At 71.0% G+C, this 19,775-nt stretch carries 16 protein-coding genes, 2 tRNA genes and 1 pseudogene; 3 read left to right on the forward strand and 16 right to left on the reverse strand.

Annotated elements, in window-relative coordinates; genetic code table 11:
• Positions 1-63: 63 nt before the first annotated feature.
• The 8 genes from ACIBEA_RS28055 to ACIBEA_RS28090 are packed head-to-tail and all read right to left on the reverse strand — an operon-like array spanning position 64 to position 7,762.
• Positions 64-1,011: a transketolase family protein gene (locus ACIBEA_RS28055; RefSeq protein WP_399265539.1), complete on the reverse strand. Its 948-nt coding sequence runs from the start codon at positions 1,009-1,011 to the stop codon at positions 64-66.
• Positions 1,008-1,838 carry a 1-deoxy-D-xylulose-5-phosphate synthase N-terminal domain-containing protein gene (locus ACIBEA_RS28060; RefSeq protein WP_399265541.1) on the reverse strand — a complete coding sequence of 277 codons (831 nt, stop codon included), beginning with the start codon at positions 1,836-1,838 and terminating at the stop codon, positions 1,008-1,010. The genes ACIBEA_RS28055 and ACIBEA_RS28060 overlap by 4 nt, the downstream gene beginning before the upstream one ends.
• Positions 1,835-3,691, reverse strand: a complete 1,857-nt coding sequence (locus tag ACIBEA_RS28065) for a M20/M25/M40 family metallo-hydrolase (RefSeq protein WP_399265543.1) — start codon at positions 3,689-3,691, stop codon at positions 1,835-1,837. The genes ACIBEA_RS28060 and ACIBEA_RS28065 overlap by 4 nt, the downstream gene beginning before the upstream one ends.
• Positions 3,688-4,755, reverse strand: coding sequence for an N-acetyl-gamma-glutamyl-phosphate reductase (argC, locus tag ACIBEA_RS28070; RefSeq protein ID WP_399265545.1), 1,068 nt, complete (start codon positions 4,753-4,755; stop codon positions 3,688-3,690). The genes ACIBEA_RS28065 and argC overlap by 4 nt, the downstream gene beginning before the upstream one ends.
• A complete protein-coding gene (locus ACIBEA_RS28075; protein WP_399265547.1) occupies positions 4,748-6,067 on the reverse strand; it encodes a DegT/DnrJ/EryC1/StrS family aminotransferase in 1,320 nt (439 codons plus the stop codon). The genes argC and ACIBEA_RS28075 overlap by 8 nt, the downstream gene beginning before the upstream one ends.
• Positions 6,064-6,693 carry a DegT/DnrJ/EryC1/StrS family aminotransferase gene (locus ACIBEA_RS28080; protein ID WP_399265549.1) on the reverse strand — a complete coding sequence of 210 codons (630 nt, stop codon included), beginning with the start codon at positions 6,691-6,693 and terminating at the stop codon, positions 6,064-6,066. Before ACIBEA_RS28080 ends, ACIBEA_RS28075 begins: the two co-directional genes overlap by 4 nt.
• A gap of 14 nt (positions 6,694-6,707) precedes the next feature.
• On the reverse strand, positions 6,708-7,577 hold the full coding sequence (locus tag ACIBEA_RS28085; protein WP_399265551.1) for a RimK family alpha-L-glutamate ligase: 870 nt from the start codon (positions 7,575-7,577) through the stop codon (positions 6,708-6,710).
• Positions 7,574-7,762, reverse strand: a complete 189-nt coding sequence (locus ACIBEA_RS28090) for a lysine biosynthesis protein LysW (protein WP_399265553.1) — start codon at positions 7,760-7,762, stop codon at positions 7,574-7,576. The genes ACIBEA_RS28085 and ACIBEA_RS28090 overlap by 4 nt, the downstream gene beginning before the upstream one ends.
• 277 nt (positions 7,763-8,039) lie before the next feature.
• Here ACIBEA_RS28090 and ACIBEA_RS28095 point away from each other — a divergent pair, with 277 nt between their 5' ends.
• Entirely contained in the window at positions 8,040-11,090 is a 3,051-nt protein-coding gene (locus ACIBEA_RS28095) for a BTAD domain-containing putative transcriptional regulator (RefSeq protein ID WP_399265555.1), read from the forward strand.
• Positions 11,091-11,315: 225 nt separating this feature from the next.
• Here ACIBEA_RS28095 and ACIBEA_RS28100 read toward each other — a convergent pair whose 3' ends face one another.
• Together ACIBEA_RS28100 and ACIBEA_RS28105 are read right to left on the reverse strand one after the other, a co-directional pair.
• Entirely contained in the window at positions 11,316-11,549 is a 234-nt protein-coding gene (locus ACIBEA_RS28100; RefSeq protein ID WP_399265557.1) for a hypothetical protein, read from the reverse strand.
• Positions 11,550-11,957: 408 nt separating this feature from the next.
• A tRNA-Ala gene (locus ACIBEA_RS28105) sits at positions 11,958-12,030 on the reverse strand.
• 160 nt (positions 12,031-12,190) lie between these two features.
• On the opposite strand from ACIBEA_RS28105, the gene ACIBEA_RS28110 reads away from it, so the two are divergent.
• Positions 12,191-12,739: a DNA-binding protein gene (locus ACIBEA_RS28110; RefSeq protein WP_354378828.1), complete on the forward strand. Its 549-nt coding sequence runs from the start codon at positions 12,191-12,193 to the stop codon at positions 12,737-12,739.
• A 106-nt stretch (positions 12,740-12,845) separates the two neighbouring features.
• Positions 12,846-14,042: a protein kinase gene (locus ACIBEA_RS28115; RefSeq protein WP_399265559.1), complete on the forward strand. Its 1,197-nt coding sequence runs from the start codon at positions 12,846-12,848 to the stop codon at positions 14,040-14,042.
• A 172-nt stretch (positions 14,043-14,214) separates the two neighbouring features.
• Here ACIBEA_RS28115 and ACIBEA_RS28120 read toward each other — a convergent pair whose 3' ends face one another.
• The 6 genes and pseudogenes from ACIBEA_RS28120 to ACIBEA_RS28145 form a co-directional block, all read right to left on the reverse strand.
• Complete coding sequence (locus ACIBEA_RS28120; RefSeq protein WP_399265561.1) at positions 14,215-15,522, reverse strand: hypothetical protein; 1,308 nt, start codon at positions 15,520-15,522, stop codon at positions 14,215-14,217.
• 145 nt (positions 15,523-15,667) lie between these two features.
• On the reverse strand, positions 15,668-15,802 hold the full coding sequence (locus ACIBEA_RS28125; protein ID WP_208809277.1) for a DLW-39 family protein: 135 nt from the start codon (positions 15,800-15,802) through the stop codon (positions 15,668-15,670).
• A gap of 179 nt (positions 15,803-15,981) precedes the next feature.
• A tRNA-Ile gene (locus ACIBEA_RS28130) sits at positions 15,982-16,055 on the reverse strand.
• Positions 16,056-16,149: 94 nt separating this feature from the next.
• Positions 16,150-16,698 (reverse strand): DUF3566 domain-containing protein, encoded by a 549-nt coding sequence (locus ACIBEA_RS28135; RefSeq protein ID WP_399265563.1) that lies wholly within the window; start codon positions 16,696-16,698, stop codon positions 16,150-16,152.
• An 86-nt stretch (positions 16,699-16,784) separates the two neighbouring features.
• On the reverse strand, positions 16,785-19,388 hold the full coding sequence (gene gyrA / locus ACIBEA_RS28140; protein WP_399265565.1) for a DNA gyrase subunit A: 2,604 nt from the start codon (positions 19,386-19,388) through the stop codon (positions 16,785-16,787).
• Positions 19,389-19,428: 40 nt separating this feature from the next.
• Positions 19,429-19,775: pseudogene (locus tag ACIBEA_RS28145) on the reverse strand (DNA topoisomerase IV subunit B); the annotation flags it as partial.

Raw genomic sequence — 19,775 nt, forward strand, 5'->3', positions numbered from 1 at the left:
CTTGCCTTCAGTAAGGGGCCGGGTGGATGCGGGTGGGGGGAGACGGGTGGGGGGAGGGCGGGTTCAGCGGGCGCGGGCGCCCGCGGACACCGGCTCGTCGTGCCCGGCGCGCAGCCGGGCCACCGCCGACAGGACGGCGGGCAGGTCGAAGCCCAGGCGGGCCATGACCTCGTGGTGGTCGCCGCCCTCGGCGGGCCAGTCCTGGCCCGCGTTCACGCCCACCACCTCGCACCGGGGCAGCAGCAGCGCGAGCGCTTCGGCCACTCCGCCCTGGCCGCGGTGTTCCTCTACGACGACGAACCGGCCGTGCCGGTCCGCCAGTTCGAGCGCCGCCCGGGACAGGTGCTCGTGGTCCAGATAGACCAGGTGCGCGTGGGAGGCCCCGGTGGCGGCGCGGGCCTCCAGCGCGAGGCGGGTGCCCTCCTCGCCCACCGACACCAGGCAGATGTCGGCGGGGTCGCCCTCGGACTCCCAGTTCACCAGGGGCGGTTCGGCGCCCGGGAAGTCGAGGGACTCGTACACGGCGTTGCGACCCGTGCGGATGTAGTGCGGCGTGCCGCCGTGCGCCGCGGACCGGACCACCGCACGCATCTCGGCCTCGCCGTAGGGGGCCGCGATGGTCACGCCGGGAACGCTGCGGAGCACCGCGATGTCCTCCAGGCAGTGGTGGGTGGTGCCGAACCAGGCGCCGGACACGCCGGCGTACGGTGCGACGACGGTGACCCCCGCGTTCAGGTAGCCCAACGTCAACTTCAGGCTCTCCGCGGCCCGCAGCGCCGCGAAGGGGGCGAAGGTGCTGACGAACGGCTTGTAGCCGCCGACGGCGAGCCCCGCCGCCATGTCGACCATCGCGCCCTCGGCGATCCCCACGTTGAAGAACCGGTCAGGGTGCGCGGTCTGGAAGGGGTGGTTCTTGCCCCCCAGGTCCGCCTCGATGCAGAGGAGGGCGCCGTCCCGCTCGGCGAGCGCGGTCAGCTCGTCCCGGTAGGCGTCACGGCCGGAGAGGGTCATCGGATCGCTCGCTTCCACTTCGCGGCGCGCGTGGCGTCGATGGTCACGTAATGAGAGTTCGCCCTGCCCTCAACGGCCGGCACGCCCTTGCCCTTGACGGTGTGGGCGACCACGGCCAGCGGGCGCCGGGCGGCCGACCTGTCCGCGGCGAACAGGTCGCTCAGGGCCGCCGGGTCGTGCCCGTCGACTTCGGCGACCTCGAACCCGAAGGCGGCGAAGCGGCCGGGGAGGTCCGGCAGCGGTGAGATGTCCGCGACGAACCCGTCGTTCTGCCCGCCGTTGCGGTCCACGACGAGCACGAAGTTGCCCAGTTCGCGTGCCGCTGCGACCTGGCAGGTCTCCCAGACCAGACCCTCCTGGAGCTCACCGTCGCCCGCGACCGCGATGCCCAGCCCGCCGCGTCCGCCGATCCGGCGGGCGAGCGCCCAGCCCGCGGCGTACGGAACCCCGTGGCCGAGGCTCCCGGTGGGGAACAGGACGCCGGGCACCTTGGGGCCGGGGTGGCCGGTGTAGGGCTGTCCGGCCCGCCCGTACAGGGGGGCGGGGTTCTCCGGCAACCTGCCGCTGACGTACAGCGCGGCGTACAGGCCCGCTGCCGCGTGCCCCTTGCTCAGCACGACCTCGGTGCCGTCCCCGGCGGAGGCACGGTGCAGGGCCGCGATCAGGATGTCGAGCACCGACAGGCTGCCGCCCAGGTGGCACCCGCGCTCGGACGCGGCCATGTCGACGACCAACCGCCGCGCCTGAAGGGCCCGTTCGGCCAGTACGGAGGCGACCGTCCCGGCGTCGGCGGGGATGCCGGCCGGGGTGTCGAGTACGGCGGTCATCGGCCGCTCCCGTCGGCAAGGGCGAACCAGCGGTTCACCGCGTCACCGAGCAGCGCGCGGGCGGCGCGGTACTCCTCGTCGCCGATGCGCTCCTCGTCCGTGTGGTCGAGCGCGGAGTCACCCGGCCCGTACGCCACCATCGGCACGTCGTGCCAGGTGGTCGCCAGGGTGTTCATGTCCGACGTCCCCTTCTTCACCACGAAGCGGGGAGCGGTCCCGGCCTGGGCGAAGGCGCGGGTGAAGGACTTGGCCAGGGGGTTCGAACGGCCGCCCTTGTGGCCGGGGGTGGCGCGCAGCGCCTCGATCACGACGCCGTCGCCGGCGTGCCGCAGGGCCGCGGCGCGCAGCGCCTCCAGGTCGGCGCCCGGCGGTACCCGGAAGTTGAGGATGCCGTGCGCCCGGCTGCGCTCGCGTCCCGGCTCGCACCGGATGTCGATGACCGCGCTGAGCGCGTCGGGTGCCTGGGCGAGCACCGAGGCGCGGATCTCGCCGAGGACGTGCGTCAGGCGGTCCGGCGCCGACACCGCGTCGAGACCGGCCGAGTGGCCGCTGGCCACCGATGCGGTGACCGCCAGCTTGAAGAGCCCGAAGTACCCGAGCGTCAGCTTCCCCGAGCCACTGGGCTCGCCGATGACGACCGCGTCGGCCGCGTAGTTGTCCCGTACGTGGAACGCCCCCTTGGAGGAGGAGATCTCCTCCTCGACGGCGCCGACCACGAGCAGGTGGCCGTCCTCGGGCAGCTCCGCGTCCGCGAGCACCTGGAGGAAGGCGGCGAGGCAGCCCTTCGCGTCGACGCTGCCGCGTCCCCACAGCTCGCCGTCGCGCCACTCGGCGGGCCAGCGGTGCGGGACCGTGTCGAGGTGGCCCAGGAGCAGCAGCTTCCGCGAGCCGGTGCCCCGGGACGCGACGAGGTTGCCCGCGGGGTCGACACGGGCCTCGATGCCGCGCTCGCGGCACCATGCGACGAGGTAGGCGGCGAGTTCCGCCTCGTCCCCGGAGACCGACGGCACGCAGACCGCCCGGGTGAGCAGCGCGAGATCGGCGGCCGGCTCCCGAGTGCGCCAGAACCGGGTCCACCCCGACGGCTCGCCCATGGTGTGCGGGCCGGTGATGGCGACGTCGGCGCCGCACCCCGCCAGGGCGAGCTCGGCCGCGCGCACCTTCTGGCGCATGCGTCCGCCGGCGTACCGCGCTCCGTCGCCCGGGTGGGCGTCGCGCAGCGTCGCCGCCGGATCGGACGGGTCGGTCAGCAGCCCCGCCGTGCCGGTGACGAGCCGCAGGTGGTCGGCGTCCAGGGCGACCGCGAGCACCGCGGCCAGGACGTCGGCGTCCACGTTGAGGGCGCCCGCGCCGTCCCGGTCCGCGACCGGCGGGGAGAGGCAGACCACGTCGTACGCGTCGAGCAGGGTGGTCAGCGTCCCGGTGTCGGTGTCGGTGGGCACGCCCGCGCGGTGGTCCCGGACCACGAGGGGACGGCCCTCGGCGGAGAGCGCCTTCAGCGGACGGTTCGGCCGGCCGACGACCAGGCCGCCGCGTGCGGCGACGGCCGTGAACACCTTCAGGCCCTGGGCCCGCAGACCGGCCTCCACGGCCGGCAGGGTGACCCGCTCGTAGGCGTCGACGAGGTGGTCCATCTCCTCGGGCGGGCAGTAGCGCACCTCGTCGCCGTTGGTCAGCCGCAGCGTGGGCATCGGACGCCCGATCGCCGCGTAGTGGCGCTCGATGCCCGTGGCACCGCCCGCCACCAGGAGCACCCGTGCGCCGCGGGCGGCCACGTCGGCGATCTCCTTGTAGATGCCCTCGCGGTCGAGCGTCGCGCTTCCGACCTTGATGACGTACAGGGGCCGGGTCACGGCGACACCGCCGTGACCGGCAGCCCGGCCGCCTCGTCGAAACCGTGGATGAGGTTCATGGCCTGGATGGCCTGGCCCGCCGCGCCCTTGATCAGGTTGTCCAGGGCGGCGACCGTGACGCACTGGCCGTCCTGGATGGCGATCGCCACCTCGGCGACGTTGGAGCCGGTGACGGCCTTCAGCATGGGGAAGTCCTGCGGCGCCTTGGGCGCCGGGCGGACCCGCACGAACTGCTTGCCCACGTACGCCTTGGCGTAGGCGCGCTTGACGTCGAGGGAGGTGACCCCGGGCCGCAGCTCGGAGTAGGCGGTCACCAGGATGCCTCGCGACACGTCCAGGCTGTGCGTGGAGAACCTGAGATCGACGGCGGCGCCGGTGAAGTCGGCGAGCGCCTGCTGGACCTCCGGCGCGTGCCGGTGGCCGTGCAGCTTGTGCACCCGGAAGTTGCCGCTGCGTTCCGCCGGCTGCTCGCCGCTGCCGCGGCCGCCGCCGGTCGACCCGGTCTTGGCGTCGACGACCACCCGGTCGGCGACCAGGGGCCGGGCGCCGGCGAACAGGGGGTACAGGGCGTAGATCGTGGTGACGGCCATGCAGCCGGGCAGGCTGACGAACCTGCTGTCGGGTACGCCCGGGCTCAGCTCCGGCACGTAGTAGGCGAAGTCCTCCAGCGGCGGGTTCGCCGCCGTCTTCGGGTAGTGCTTGCTGACGTCCTTCTCGTCGCGCAGCCGGAAGTCACCGCCCAGGTTCAGCACCCGCTCGGCCCGGTCGGCGATCAGCGGAAGCTGCTCGGGCAGGGTGCCGGTGGGCAGACAGCTGAAGGCGACGTCGACGACGTCGGTGTCCGCGAGGTCGGCCAGCGGACGGAACGTCAGGCCGTGCGCCTTGGGGTGGTTGCGCAGCCAGGGGTGGACGGCGCCGATGGCGGCTCCCGCGGCGCGCTCCGCGGAGAGGAACGCCAGTTCCACCCGCGGGTGCTCCAGGAGCAACCGGATGACCTCGCCGCCGGTGTAGCCGCTGGCGCCGAGGACGGCGACGCGGATCTTCTCCTGCCCGGTGTCAGCCAAGACGGGCCGCCTTGTCGTAAGGCCGCTGGTAGTCGCGGGACTCGACCAGCTTGCGGATGGCGTCCGGACGACGGGCGACCTTCCGGAAGGCGTCGGCGTACCGCAGGATCCGCTCGTACTCGACCGGGGCGCGCAGCTCCCGGCACAGGACGAGGGTGCTGTCGAGCATGCCGAGGGTGACGGGGAAGTCCTCGGCCCGGTCGCTGCGCGCGGCGCCCGGGTTGAGGGTGAAGGGGTAGCCGTTCCCGAAGCCGTCCCGGTGCTGGAAGGGCAGGTGGCAGGGGATCGGGGTGTTCTGCCACTCGCGGGCCGGTACGCCCTCGGCGACCAGCAGCTCGTGCACGGCCTCCTTGACCGCGAACACCGGGACGTCGCCCAGCCCGACGGCCTCCGGGTGCAGGGTGATGCGGTACATGTTGTACGCGTGCACGTGGCCGGCCGGGACCTGCGGCGGGGTGAACAGGCCGGTCTCGTGCAGGGCCTCGCCGAGCAGCGCGGCGTTGCGCGCCCGGATCTCGTCGTAGTAGGGCAGTCGCTTGAGCTGGCTGGTGCCGAAGGCCGCGGCGACCCACGACATGCCGTAGTCGATGCCGTGCCGCTCCAGATAGGACCGGGCCCGGTCGTAGCCCTCCTCGGTCGAGAAGAACGCGATGCCGCCCTCGCCACCCAGCGGGAAGTTCTTGTCGGCCATCAGGGACTGGCCCGCGGCGTCCCCGAAGGAGCCCGCCACCTGCTCGCCGATCTTCGCGGAGTGGGCGTGCGAGGCGTCCTCGACCAAGGCGATCCCGTGCCGGTCGGCGAGGGCGCGCAGCGCGGGCACGTCGGCGGGCAGGCCGTGCACGTGGACCGGCATGAGGGCGCGGGTGCGGTCGGTGATCGCGGCGGCCGCGGCCAGGGGGTCCATGCAGTAGGTGACGGGGTCGATGTCGACGAACACGGGGATGGCGTGCGCGGCGACGACGGCCTGCGCGGTCGCGATGAAGGTGAACGCCGGCACGATGACCTCGTCGCCGGGCTGGACGCCGGCGCCCACGAGGGCCATGTGCAGGCTGGAGGTGCCGCTGGCCGTGGGCAGGGCGTGTGCCGCACCGACGTAGGAGCGGTAGGCCTCGGCGAAGTCGGCGACGACCTTCCCCGGCTCCTGCCGCTGGGCGAGCATCAGGTTGAAGACGTCTTCCTTGGTGATGACCGGGAAGAGGGTGCGGCGCAGCTCCTTGGGGATGATGGCCCCGCCGCCGAGCGCGGCGAGTTCGTCGTCGAGTTCGGCGGCGTCGGGCAGGGGCAGCGGGGCGGTCGGGAAGTCAGTGATCATGAGCGTGCTCCGGTGGGGGTGGCGGGGCGTGCGGCCTGGGTGACGGCCATCCGCACACAGGCGGCCACCAGGGGGCTGAGCCGGTAGTTGAACTGGACTCCGGGCACCAGGGAGGCGTCGGCCTCCTCCTGTGTCCACATCGTGCGCAGGTCGTAGGCGCCGAAGATCTTCAGTCGCTCGGCGCGGGCCCAGAGCCCGTCGTCGTCGGTGAGGACGGCGGCGGCCGGCCCGAAGCCGAGGCCGGTGAGGTCCACCACGAGGGCCGGCGCGGTGGCGCCGCGCGTCAGCTCACCCAGCCGGTCGGCGTTGGTGCGGTCCAACGACACGTGGTCGTACGCCGCCCGCCCCCGCTCCTCGGTGCCGACGCCGAGCCAGTCGAGGAAGCGCGCGGTGGCCGCGTCGCTCTCGGGCACGACGGCGGTGTCACCGTGCCCGATGCCCTGGCCGGCGAGTGCCGCGTGGATCGCCGCGGTGCCGCTGTTGACGAGGACGGCTCGTGCGCGGCCGGTCTGCTTGGTCAGCAGTCGTTCCAGTCCGGGCAGTTCCCGGTCGCTCTTCTCGATGCTCATGACCACGCCCGTGGTGAGGACGCGGGCGAGCACCGTTGCGGTGTCGAACAGTTCCATGGATCTTCTCCGTGTCACACGGCTGAAGCCGCGAGGGTCTCCGCGACGTAGGCGGCGAGGTGGCCGGCCACGTTCACTCCGTGCAGGGCGGAGGAGCGGGCGAATTCGGGGTTGGCGTTCACTTCGAGCACGAGCAGCTCACCCGTGGAGCGGTCCTCGACCAGGTCCACTCCGTAGAAACCGACACCGAGGGCATCGACGACCTGGCCGCAGAGCTTCTCCATCTCGGCGGTGAGCTCGACGCGCTGGACGGTGGCCCCCAGGTGGGTGTTGGTGCGCCAGTCGTCCGACTCCCGCTTGATGGCCACCACCGGGGTCCGCCCGACGACGACGATCCGCAGGTCGTGTCCGGGCTTGTCGATGTACTCCTGCACCACGACGGGGAACTGCTTGCCCGTGACGTCGGTGGACTCGCGGCCCGCGACCCACGCCTCCACGCAGTCGGTGTTGGTCATCTTGCTGACCCCGCGCCCCCAGGAACCGCTGGCCGGCTTGACCACGGCGGGCATGCCCAGGTCCGCGACGGTCCGGCGGACCTGGTCGACGCTGAAGGCGTGGTGGGTGATGGGGTGCGCGATGCCGTGCTGCGCGAAGAGCAGGGCCTGCAGGCCCTTGTCGTTGCAGGTCTCGATGGCGGCCGCCCGGTTGAGGGTCGACACCCCGGCGTGTTCCAGCCGACGGGAGACGCTGACGGCCTCCCGGTGGGACAGGTTCCTGATCAGGGCGAGAGCGGGCGGGCCGCAGTGGCCCGCCACGATCTCGGCCAGATCCTCCATGAGCAGCGGTCGTGCCCTCAGACCCTCGTCGCGCAGCGCGCCGAGGAGCAGCTTCTCCTCGGGGCGCAGCATCGTGACCGAGAGCAGGATCTGGTCGGAGGTCGTCACTCGCCCCAGTCCTCTTCCACGTCAGGGGCGAGGTCCAGGCGTACAACGGTCGCGGACTTCTCCACGACCTCGTGCTCCTGGCCGCAGGCCGCACACTCGGTGATCTCGCCCTTCTCCCAGTCGTCGCGTACCTCGAACGCGGTGTCGCATACGAGGCAACTGGCGACAGTGGCAGTGATTGCCATGCCTATGACTCCTCAATCTGGAATGGCGCCGCACGGTCTGCGGGCGCCGCTGCATGCGCCGGAGGTTGGCTCCGAGCGCGATCCAGGCCTGCCGTTCAGCGCACCGGGTGATGCCCGGGAAGCCCGGAGGAGCGCCACTTCGAGTGGCTGAGAAAGAGCCTGCCGGGGGGTGATACCGCTCACCTACCGGTCCGGTACCGTTCGCCCGGAGGCTCACCTAGGCTGTCGCTGTAGACGTCTGACCTGGCATTTTCCAGGACTACTCGGGGGAGCAGTCGTGACGGACACGGAAGATCACGAGGTGCGTTTCAACGTTCTCGGATCCCTGGAATGTCTGGTCGGTCCGCAGCGGATCAAGCTCGGCGGACCACTCCAGGAACGCATCCTGACGCTCCTCCTCCTGGAGTCCGGACGCACGGTGTCCATCGAGCGCCTCATCGAGACGGCGTGGGGGGAATCCCCGCCCGGGACGGCCAAGCAGCAGGTGCGCAAGGCGATCGCCGATCTCCGACGGCGCATACCCGACGGTCCGGCGCTGATCGTGACCGAGGACGCCGGCTACCGCGTCTTCGCGGAGCCGCTCCAGGTCGACCTGCACCGCTTCTCGCACCATGTGCAGCAGTCCGCCACCGACCGCTCCGGAGGAGACCCGGGTGCGGCCGCGGACCACCTGCGCGAGGCGCTCGCGCTGTGGCGGGGCCCGGTCCTGAACGGGACGGGCGGTCCGGTCCTCGACGCGGCGTCCACCGTGCTCGAAGAGCGTCGCCTGGCCGCCGTCGAGGAGCTCTTCGCGCTCCGGCTCCAGCGGGGCGAGGACAGCGACATCGTCAGCGAGTTACGGGAGTTCGCCGGCGCCTACCCGCTGCGGGAGGGGCTACGGGCCCAGCTGATGCACGCCCTGTACCGGGTCGGGCGGCAGGCGGAGGCGCTCCACGAGTACGCCGCGGTGCGGGAGCTGCTCGCGGAGGACCTCGGGATCAGCCCCGGCCCCGCCCTTGCCGCCCTGTTCGAGAAGATCCTCCAGGCCAGCCCCGACCTGGACAGGCCGGCTCGGACGGCGAGCACCGAAGCCGACGCGCCCGGACACGTGGCTCCGGCCCGTGCCCTGCCCCCGCCCGACGAGGCGCGGACCGGCCCCTGCACCTTGCCGTACGAACTGCCGGACTTCACCGGCCGCCACCGCGAACTACGGCATCTGCTCGACCGGGCGGCGACGGCGGACGGGGTCCGCATCGTCGCCGTCGACGGGATGGGCGGCGTCGGCAAGACCACCCTCATCGTGCACGCGGCACACCGCCTGGCCGCCTCCTACCCCGACGGTCAGCTCTACATCGACCTGCGCGGCTTCACTCCGGGGGAGCGCCCCCTCGCACCCGGAGACGCGGTACGCATACTGCTGCGGGCCCTGGGAACCCCCGACAGCGCCGTCCCCGACGACACCGGGACCCAGCTGGCGCTGTGGCAGACCACGTTGGTCTCCCGCAGGCTCCTCGTCGTCCTCGACAACGCGGCCGACGCCGCGCAGATACGACCGCTCCTTCCCGTCACGCCCGACTGCCTGGTCCTGGTCGCGAGCCGCTCCCGCCTGCTCGACCTCGACGGCGCCCACTGGACATCGCTGGAGACGCTGGCACCACAGGACAGCGCGGAGCTGCTCGTCCGCACCCTCGGCGAGGAGCGCGTGGCCACCGCCCCCGAAGCGGCGAAGTCCCTCGCCTCGCTCTGCGGGCATCTGCCGCTCGCGCTGCGCATCGCCACGGCCAGGCTCCACAACCGGCCCCGGTGGACCCTGGAGTACTTCGTCGACCGGCTCCGCGGCGAGGACGCCCTGCTCACGGAGTTGCGTTCCACCGAACGCAGCGTGGCCATGACGATCCAGCTCTCCTACGACGCTCTGGGAGCGGAACACCGCAGGGCGTTCATGCTCCTGGGAATCCACCCCGGACCGGATTTCGACCCCCCGACGGCAGCGGCCCTGCTCGGCGTGGAACCCAGGGACGCGGAACGCATTCTGGAGGACCTCCTCGACTCCCAACTGCTGCTGCAGCACGAGGCGGGGCGGTATGCCTTCCACGACCTCGTCCGCAGCTTCGCCCTGAGCCTGTGGGAGGAGTCCGCGCGCAATCAGAAGGACACCGCGGTCGGCAAGCTGCTGCACTATTACCTCGGCGCGACCAAGGAAGCCTGCAGAATCCTCTTTCCCGGCCTGCGGCCGATCGGATACCCGCCGAACGCCGGCGCCCCGGGCCTGCCGTCGTTCCCCGACGCGCGGGCGGCCCGTCGGTGGTACGACCGGGAGAGCAGGAACCTGCAGGCCACGGTCCGCCTCGGGCAGAAGCACGACCTCCACCGGGCGGCCAGCTACCTGGCCAGGAACACCGTGCTCCATCTGCACGCGCAGGGCGCGATCCGGGACTTCCGGGAGCTGGCGGAGGTCGCGGTGGCCGCGGCCCGGCGATCGGCGGACCCCCAGGCCCTGTGCCTGAGCCTGGGCAACCTGGCTTCGGCCCACCAGATCCTCGGAGAGTTCCCGTCGACCCTGGTCGTCGCGGAAGAAGGGCTGCGAGTGGCCCGTTCGCACGGCGACCGTCTCAGCGAGGGCGCCTTCATGGACCAGCTCGGCTGGGCGCACACCGCGCTCGGCAACCTTTCCGAGGGCTACGACCTCCTCCTGCAAGGAATCGAGCTCCATCGCGAGCTCGACAGTCTTCGCCGGGAATCCATCGCCCTGTGCAACATCAGCAGCCTGCATCTGTGGCAAGGCCGTTCCACGGAAGCCATCCTCGCCGCGGAAAGGGCCGCCACGCTCTGCCGGGACGTGGGTGAACAAGAACACGAAAGAGCAGCCCTCAACGATCTGGCCATCGCCCACCTCGACCGAGGAGAAGACACGGCGGCACAGAAGTGGCTCGACCGTGCTCTGGCACTCGGCGAGAACTCGGCAATGCCCAGAAACCGGGCCATGTCCCTGGCTCTACGGGCCGTTCTCTGCCAGCGGAGGGGACAGGGCGAGGAGGCCTCGGCCCATATCGGCCAGGCACTCGCGCTGGTCAGGCCCCTGGGCACGGCGACCTGGCAGTGCGAGGTCGAGAACATCGCGGGGCTGGTCCACCGCCACGCGGGCGACTATGCAAACGCGCTGCGCCTGCACCGGAGCGCCTATCAAAGGGCGCTGAACATCGGGTACCGCATAGGAATGGCGCACGGCCTGCACGGTCTGGAGAGCGCCGAAACGGCACTCGGCATTCAAGAGGCGGCCCGGGAAAATGGGTTCAGCGCCGAGGAATTGTTCGCCACGATGGATATTCCCCGGCCCATCCTGGAATAGCGGCGACCGCCCACAAGGAGGCCCGTCTCCGACCGATGCCGATGGCGCTCCGTCCCCGCCCCGGTTCCGGAGCGAGGCACGTTCGGCCGGAGACGGCTCCCGCAGGCCAGAGCGGTTTCCCGCCAGCATGGCCGGTTCGGCCACACGCCTATAAGTCGAATGCAGTATTCCGGCTTCCGGCTACTGCGACTCACAGGAGGCTCACAAAAAAGGAGCAGGGACGGGTCAGAAGCCCGGTCCCTCGTTGGCGGCCGGAACCACTACGCGCTTTCCACTCACTCCCGGCCCTTCATTGTTGGCCAGAAAGTGCCGGTTCTCTCCAGGCGTCCCCGGCCCCTCATTATTGGCCGTCAGGTATACGTTCCGGCCCATCACTTCGTCCCCCGGGCCCGTCGCGCCGGTTCCGAAAATTACCGCCAGGGCGACAATTCCAGCCAGTCCTGTCAGCACGCTGCGCATTTTCCCACCTTGATGTTGCAAGATCCTCTCGAACGGAATCGAGCATCATGGAACCACAGACCATTTCTGTTCCCCTGAGATACCGCCGCGGCCGCATGGACCTACCGGAATGAATCCGAGAGCCATGAGCAGGCATTTCGCCGCCGCACGTCGCGGCCCGGCGGGGACCCGGAGCCATCGCCCGCGAGGCAGCCGGGACCCGTCCGGCGCGGCGGAGGCCGCGCTCGGCCCCCGGGCCGGTGACCCGGTCCACAGCGCGCGGGCACGCGGCAGGCATGCGGCGCGGACGCGGCCGGCATGCGGCAGGGGTGCGGCGGGCATGCGGCGGGGCTGTCGACACATGGACCCGATGGGTACGAAAAATGCCCCCTGAGCTGCGTTTCCGCAGGTCAGAGGGCATCTAGCATGTGGAGCCTAGGAGATTCGAACTCCTGACATCTGCCTTGCAAAGGCAGCGCTCTACCAGCTGAGCTAAGGCCCCGAAAACGGACGCGCCTGTCCCCCTGTGAAGGAGCAGTCGTTCCGCAGAACAGAGTACCGGGTGTACCGGCAGATCCCGCAAAATGATAGGGACTCCCGTCCCGCGACCACTCTCCGTAAGATGCTCGCGAGGTTCGCACCAGCGAAGGGGAGTAGTAAGAGTGGACGCAGTACAGCAAGAGGCAACCGCCAGAGCCAGGGAACTCCAGCGCAGTTGGTACGGGGAGCCGCTCGGCGCGCTCTTCCGCCGGCTCATAGATGACCTCGGCTTGAACCAGGCCCGCCTCGCTGCCGTCCTCGGACTGTCGGCGCCCATGCTGTCCCAGCTGATGAGCGGTCAGCGCGCCAAGATCGGGAACCCGGCCGTGGTGCAGCGCGTACAGGCCCTCCAGGATCTCGCCGGCCAGGTGGCCGACGGCAGCGTCAGTGCGGCAGAGGCCACCGACCGGATGGACGAGATCAAGAAGACCCAGGGAGGCTCGGTCCTCAGCAACAGCGTTCAGACCACGGCCAGTTCGGGAGCCCCGACCGTCAAGCGGGTGGTCCGCGAGATCCAGTCGCTGCTGCGCTCGGTCTCCGCGGCCGGCGACATCATCGACGCGGCGGACTCCCTCGCCGCCAGCCACCCGGAACTGGCAGAGTTCCTCCGGGTGTACGGCGCCGGGCGCACCGCCGACGCGGTCGCGCACTACGAGGCACACCAGAACTGATGCGTGCCTCCGGGCTACTGATCGATGCGGTACCGCGTCCGTACTGACGCGGTACGGACGGGCCGACGGAGGACGGAGAGCGCAGAGCGGGGGGACGGGCGCAGCGATGGGTGAGGTCTTCGCCGGTCGGTACGAGCTGATCGACCCGATCGGTCGTGGAGGAGTCGGCGCCGTGTGGCGCGCCTGGGACCACAGGCGCCGCCGCTACGTCGCCGCCAAGGTCCTGCAGCAGAGCGATGCCCACACCCTGCTCCGCTTCGTGCGCGAGCAGGCCCTCCGCATCGATCACCCGCACGTGCTGGCCCCGGCCAGCTGGGCGGCCGACGACGACAAGGTCCTGTTCACCATGGACCTCGTCAGCGGCGGATCCCTCGGCCACGTCATGGGCGACTACGGGCCCCTGCCACCCCGCTTCGCGTGCACCCTGCTCGACCAGCTCCTGTCGGGTCTGGCCGCGGTGCACGCCGAGGGCGTGGTCCATCGCGACATCAAACCGGCCAACATCCTGATGGAAGCGACCGGAACCGGACGGCCGCACCTGCGGCTGTCCGACTTCGGCATCTCCCTGCGCAAGGGCGAGCCCCGCCTGACGGCGACGGACTACGTGCTGGGCACTCCCGGCTACTTCGCACCCGAGCAGCTGCTCGGCGCCGAACCCGACTTCTCCGCCGACCTGTTCGCTGTCGGGCTGGTCGCCCTCTACCTCCTGCTGGGCCGCAAACCCGACGCACGGTCCCTCGTCGAACACTTCCTCGCCCACGGCACCCCGGACGCCCCGGAAGGGGTCCCGGCGGCCCTGTGGGACGTCATCGCCACCCTCCTGCAGCCGGACCCCGAGAACCGTTTCCGCACGGCCACAGGCGCCCGCAAGGCCCTTGCCGGGGCCGCGGAGTTGCTGCCCCCGCCCGCGCCGGACGCGGAACCGGTCGAGGTGTTCGACCAACTGGGCCCGCTCCCCGCCGGTTTCGGCCCCGAAGGCCCCCAAGACCCCCATGACCCGCAGGACCCCCTGGGCAGTCATGCGTCCCGGTCCCCGGCCACGCCCGACGCCCCCACCGCCGGAGTGCTCCCGCCCGCGCCGACGGCGTACGACCCGAGCCCGCCGCCACCCGTGCCCACACCGCCCGCGCCGTCACCGTCAGCGTCACCGACCGGCAGCTTCCACCTGCCGCCCCCCGCACCCCCCGCGCGCCCCGCCCGGAACGCCTTCCCGCCCCCGCCCGGCCCGAAGGCCACCGCCGCCCTGCTGTTGGCCGCCCTGGTGTGCTTCGCCGTGGGCATCTGGGCCCTGGCCCAGCTCTAGGACGTGCTTCGAAAGCCCCGCCTGGCTCGCGACGCCTGGTACCGCACCTCGCGGCGTTGTCGGAACGCCCGATTACGTCCAGTAGGCAGGCATTCCTCCGCCTTGCGATGCACGGCACCAGACGCCGCGAGCCGCGCCCTTCGGGCGCCCGGCGGGGCTTTCGAAGCACGCCCTAGGACGTGCTTCGAAAGCCCCGCCGGGCTCGCCGCGCCAACAGCACCCACCCGCCCAGCACCGCCAGCAGCAGCGCCCCCGCCCCGAAGCCGCCCGCGGCCACGGTCCGCATCGACGCGCGGGTCCCGGCCGCGGCCAGCGCCTCCGGCGCCGTCAGCCCGTCCCGCACCGCCCTACGATCCTGCGCACCCACGCCGAAGCCGCCCTCCGCCGGGTCCTCGGCGTAGGCGGGCGCGGCCGCCACCCGGCCCCGCACGGTGAGCCGCAGGGTCAGCGGCACCGGGGCCGCGTCCTCGGTGAACTCGCCGACCTTCCCGCCCATCGTCACGGCCAGGTAGTACCAGCCCGCCACCCGGACCGGCCGCACCCACCGGTCGTCGGACAGCCGGTTCTCGTAGGCCACCGGCGGCGTCGGCCCGAGCCCGGCCGCGGCCTGCTTGCCGTCGTACGGGGTGCCCTTGGAACCGACCAGGCTCCGGTAGGGGCTGTAGAGGCTGACGGTGAGCCCCTCGTACGCCGTGCCGTACTCCTTCGTCATCCGGGCGCCCGCCAGCTCCGCGCCCACCGCGAGCTGTTGTCCCCAGTCCAACGGCACCCGGTACCAACGGGTCTGACCGGGCCGCAGGTCGTCGCGCCAGACGCCCGGGCCGAGCGCCCGCGCGTCGTTGAAGCCGCTGCCGCCCGCCCGGGCCACGGGTCCGGTGCCGGGCGGCGCGGGCGGGGTCGAGGGCCAGGCCGAGGGGGCGGCGGTCGGCGCCCCGCCGGGGACGAGGGCGGGTTCGCGCATGACCTGGAGTTCCACCGGCCAGGGCGCCCGGTCGCCGTCCTTGGCGGAGTTCCGGACGAGCTTGACGAAGTACACGCCGGCCGCCTGGCACTCGGCGTCCTCGGCCGACAGCCGGGCGCCGACGGCCGCGAGGGGCACCGGGTCGGACGCGAAGGACACCCGGCCGGGGTTGCCCGGACAGGCCCGCCCCGCGGTGGTCATGAGGGTCACCTCGATCCCGTCCGCGTACCCGACCGTCGCACCGGCGGCGGGCCGTACGACGGCCGAGACGTAGACGCTGGAGCGCGCGTCCAGCACCACCCGGTAGTAGCGCTCGCCGGGGGCCACGGTGTCCTCGTACGTCGCCCCCGCGACCAGCGCCGGAGCGTCCGCGGTGGTCTCCGCGCCGCTGACCGCCTTCGCACCGGAAGCCGGCCGGTACGGCGGCGGGGCCGCCGGATCCGCCGCCGGGCGGGCCGCGCCGACCGCCCCCACCAGGGCGGTTCCCGCCAGCAGCACAGCCGAGAGCACCCGCGTCATCACGCCCACCCCGCCCCGAATTCGCCAACGCAATCAAAATCTTTGCATAATGCAATAAGCTGGGTCAGAACAGCACGAAGCCCCGGAACAGCACGAAGCCCCGACCGCAGCGGCAGTCGGGGCTTCCTGAGCTCAATCTTCGGTCTCACACACCGGAACCAGAGGGCACGGAGTCAGTTGCCTCCGTCCACAGGTCCTGCTCGGCGCGGTCCGCCTGGATCTGGCGGTACACGAGGAGCCCGCCGATGGCGGCCAGTGCGACCAGGAGAAGCTTCTTCACCGCGCGACCTCGTCCTTCGTTGACGTTGGGGACTACTGCCGCCCGACTATACACACCGACCGATACCGATCGGTTATCTGGGAAGCCCCCCGACGGCCCAACACCCCTGCCCCGCGCGGGCGGAGACCGGGAACGAGAACGGTCCGGCGGAGAATCTCCGCCGGACCGAATCCGTACTGTGGGGCTAACAGGATTTGAACCTGTGGCCTCATCCTTATCAGGGATGCGCTCTAACCAACTGAGCTATAGCCCCTCGGCGCTGTGCGCTGACTTGATGAAGATTAGCGCACAGACCGGGTCAGTCCAAAATCCGCTGCCGGAGGGCGTCCGCGCAGGTCATTCGTAGCTCACTCGTCCTCGGCGAGGGTCAGCTCGATGCCGCCCACGAAGCCCGCGGAGAGGTTGTAGATGAAGGCCCCCAGCGTGGCCAGTGCCGTCGCGAGCACCACGTCGATGACCGCGATCACCGAGGTGAAGATCAGGACGCGCGGCAGCGACAGGAACGACTGGAGGTCGAAGCCGTTGCTCTCGTTGGAGCCGGTGGCCTCGCTGATGGTCCCGCCGACGGTCGAGAAGACGCCCATGGCGTCCATGACCATCCACAGCACCACCGACGCCACGATCGTGCAGATGCCCAGCGCGATCGACAGCAGGAAACTGACCTTCATCACCGACCACGGGTCGGCCTTGGCCACCCGCAGTCGTGCCTTGCGCGTCCTGGGCGCCGTACGCACGCCCGTCTGCGGCCCCCGCTGCGCCGTGCCGCCGCCGGCGCCCCTCGGCGCCCCCGGGCCCGAAGGCGCCGAGGAGGTCTGAGACGACTGCGGCGGCTGTGCAGGACGGTTCTGGCCGTCCGCCGAACCGGTCTGGGGCTTCGGCTCTCGGGTGTCCGTCACGGTTCCCCCCTGGGAGTCCGCGGCGGGGCCACGGGCACCGTTCGCTCCAGTCTTGGCCGGTCCGGCGCCCGTGGCTCCACTCACGCTTACTCCTCGTGCTCCCCAGCCGAAGGCTGCGTGCCCTCGGCGACCTCGGTGGCCTGTCCCTCGGCGTCCTCGGTCTCGTCGACCTCGTCAGCCTCCTGGCCCGCCTCGGCGTTACGAGCGATGCCGACCACGGCATCGCGCTTGCCCAGGTTGATCAGCTGGACGCCCATCGTGTCACGGCCGGTCTCCCTGACTTCGTTGACGCGCGTACGGATCACACCACCGCTGAGGGTGATGGCGAGGATCTCGTCGGTGGCGTCGACCACGAGCGCTCCTACGAGCGATCCGCGGTCTTCCACGATCTTGGCAGCCTTGATGCCCAGACCGCCACGTCCCTGGACGCGGTATTCGTCCACGGGCGTCCGCTTGGCGTATCCGCCGTCGGTCGCGGTGAAGACGAACGTACCGGGCCGGACCACGCTCATGGAGAGCAGTTCGTCACCTTCGCGGAAACTCATGCCCTTCACGCCCGAGGTGGCGCGGCCCATCGGGCGCAGCGAGTCGTCGGTGGCGGTGAAGCGGATCGACTGCGCCTTCTTGCTGATGAGCAGCAGGTCGTCGTCGGCCGAGACCAGCTCGGCGCCGATCAGCTCGTCGTCGTTGCCGTCGCCCGTCTCCCGGAGGTTGATGGCGATGACACCACCCGAACGAGGGGAGTCGTAGTCCTTGAGCGCCGTCTTCTTCACCAGACCGGCCTTGGTGGCCAGGATCAGGTACGGGGCGGCCTCGTAATCGCGGATCGCGAGGATCTGCGCGATCTGCTCGTCCGGCTGGAAGGCCAGCAGGTTCGCCACGTGCTGACCGCGGGCGTCGCGGCCGGCGTCCGGGAGCTCGTACGCCTTCGCGCGGTAGACCCGGCCCTTGTTCGTGAAGAACAGCAGCCAGTGGTGCGTGGTGGAGACGAAGAAGTGGTCGACCAGGTCGTCCTGCTTCAGCTTCGTCCCGCGCACGCCCTTGCCGCCGCGCTTCTGCGAGCGGTAGTCCTCGGTCTTGGTCCGCTTGACGTAGCCGCCGTGCGTGATCGTGACGACGATGTCCTCTTCGGCGATCAGGTCCTCCATGGACATGTCGCCGTCGAAGGGCACCAGCTTGGAACGCCGGTCGTCGCCGAACTTCTCGACGATCGCGGCCAGTTCCTCGCTGACGATCTGCCGCTGCCGCTCCTCGGAGGCCAGGATCGCGTTGTACTCGTTGATCTTGGCCTGGAGCTCGTCGTGCTCGGCGACGATCTTCTGCCGCTCCAGGGCCGCGAGGCGGCGGAGCTGCATCTCCAGGATGGCGTTGGCCTGGATCTCGTCGATCGACAGCAGGCCCATCAGGCCCTCGCGGGCGATCTCGACCGTGTTGCTGCGCCGGATCAGCGCGATGACCTCGTCGATCGCGTCCAGCGCCTTGAGCAGACCGCGCAGGATGTGGGCGCGCTCCTCGGCCTTGCGCAGGCGGAAGCGCGTGCGCCGGACGATGACCTCGATCTGGTGCGTCACCCAGTGGCGGATGAACGCGTCGATCGACAGCGTGCGCGGCACGCCGTCCACCAGCGCCAGCATGTTCGCGCCGAAGTTCGTCTGCAGGTCGGTGTGCTTGTAGAGGTTGTTCAGCACGACCTTGGCGACGGCGTCGCGCTTGAGCACGATCACCAGGCGCTGACCGGTGCGCGACGAGGTCTCGTCACGGACGTCGGCGATGCCGCCGACCTTGCCGTCCTTGACCAGGTCGGCGATCTTCTGCGCCAGGTTGTCCGGGTTGGTCTGGTACGGAAGCTCCGTGACCACCAGGCACTGGCGGTTCTGGATCTCCTCGACCTCGACGACCGCGCGCATCGTGATGGAGCCGCGACCGGTGCGGTACGCCTCCTCGATGCCCTTGCGGCCCACGACCAGCGCGCCGGAGGGGAAGTCCGGGCCCTTGATCCGCTCGATGAGCGCGTCCTGGAGCTCCTCGTGCGAGGCCTCCGGGTGCTCCAGCGCCCACTGGGCGCCGGCCGCGACCTCGCGGAGGTTGTGCGGCGGGATGTTGGTCGCCATGCCGACCGCGATGCCCGCGGAGCCGTTGATCAGCAGGTTCGGGAAGCGCGCCGGCAGGACCGTCGGCTCCTGGTTGCGGCCGTCGTAGTTGTCCGTGAAGTCGACGGTGTCCTCGTCGATGTCCCGGAGCATCTCCATGGCCAGCGGCATGAGCTTGCACTCGGTGTAGCGCATCGCGGCGGCCGGGTCGTTGCCCGGGGAGCCGAAGTTGCCGTTGGAGTCCACCAGCGGCATGCGCAGCGACCACGGCTGGGCCAGGCGGACCAGGGCGTCGTAGATCGAGCTGTCACCGTGCGGGTGGTAGGTGCCCATGACGTCACCGACGACGCGGGCGCACTTGTAGAAGCCCTTCTCGGGCCGGTAGCCGCCGTCGTACATCGCGTACAGCACGCGCCGGTGGACCGGCTTGAGGCCGTCCCGGACGTCGGGCAGGGCGCGCGAGACGATGACGGACATCGCGTAGTCGAGATAGGAGCGCTGCATCTCGGTCTCGAGCCCGACGGGCTCGATGCGCATGACGGGCTGCTCCTCCGCGGGGTTCTCTGCGTTCTGAGCGGGTTGGGTGGTTTCGTCGGCCATTGCTGGTCAAAGATCCTTTCAGGCAGTCAGCTGAGCCGACTCAGATGTCGAGGAACCGAACGTCCTTGGCGTTGCGCTGGATGAACGAGCGCCGGGCTTCGACGTCCTCGCCCATCAGCACCGAGAACAGGTCGTCGGCCTGCGCCGCGTCGTCCAGGGTGACCTGGCCGAGCACGCGGTGGTCCACGTCCATGGTGGTGATGCGCAGTTCCTCGGCGTTCATCTCGCCCAGACCCTTGAAGCGCTGGATCGAGTCTTCCTTGATCCGCTTGCCCTGGTTCTTGCCCAGCGAGACCAGGGCGTCGCGCTCGCGGTCCGAGTAGGCGTACTCGAAGTCGTCGCGGCCCCACTTGATCTTGTACAGCGGGGGGCGGGAGAGGTAGACGT

The organism is Streptomyces sp. NPDC051555, assembly GCF_044454405.1.
Classification (GTDB): Bacteria; Actinomycetota; Actinomycetes; order Streptomycetales; family Streptomycetaceae; genus Streptomyces.

Bases quoted from the DNA above. Each gene is read 5' to 3' on its own strand.
- gyrA (WP_399265565.1), bottom strand. From the start codon at position 19,388: ATGGCCGACGAAACCACCCAACCCGCTCAGAACGCAGAGAACCCCGCG.
- ACIBEA_RS28090 (WP_399265553.1), bottom strand. From the start codon at position 7,762: ATGGCAATCACTGCCACTGTCGCCAGTTGCCTCGTATGCGACACCGCG.
- ACIBEA_RS28115 (WP_399265559.1), top strand. From the start codon at position 12,846: ATGGGTGAGGTCTTCGCCGGTCGGTACGAGCTGATCGACCCGATCGGT.
- ACIBEA_RS28055 (WP_399265539.1), bottom strand. From the start codon at position 1,011: ATGACCCTCTCCGGCCGTGACGCCTACCGGGACGAGCTGACCGCGCTC.
- ACIBEA_RS28080 (WP_399265549.1), bottom strand. From the start codon at position 6,693: ATGGAACTGTTCGACACCGCAACGGTGCTCGCCCGCGTCCTCACCACG.
- ACIBEA_RS28060 (WP_399265541.1), bottom strand. From the start codon at position 1,838: ATGACCGCCGTACTCGACACCCCGGCCGGCATCCCCGCCGACGCCGGG.
- ACIBEA_RS28100 (WP_399265557.1), bottom strand. From the start codon at position 11,549: ATGCGCAGCGTGCTGACAGGACTGGCTGGAATTGTCGCCCTGGCGGTA.
- ACIBEA_RS28075 (WP_399265547.1), bottom strand. From the start codon at position 6,067: ATGATCACTGACTTCCCGACCGCCCCGCTGCCCCTGCCCGACGCCGCC.
- ACIBEA_RS28120 (WP_399265561.1), bottom strand. From the start codon at position 15,522: ATGACGCGGGTGCTCTCGGCTGTGCTGCTGGCGGGAACCGCCCTGGTG.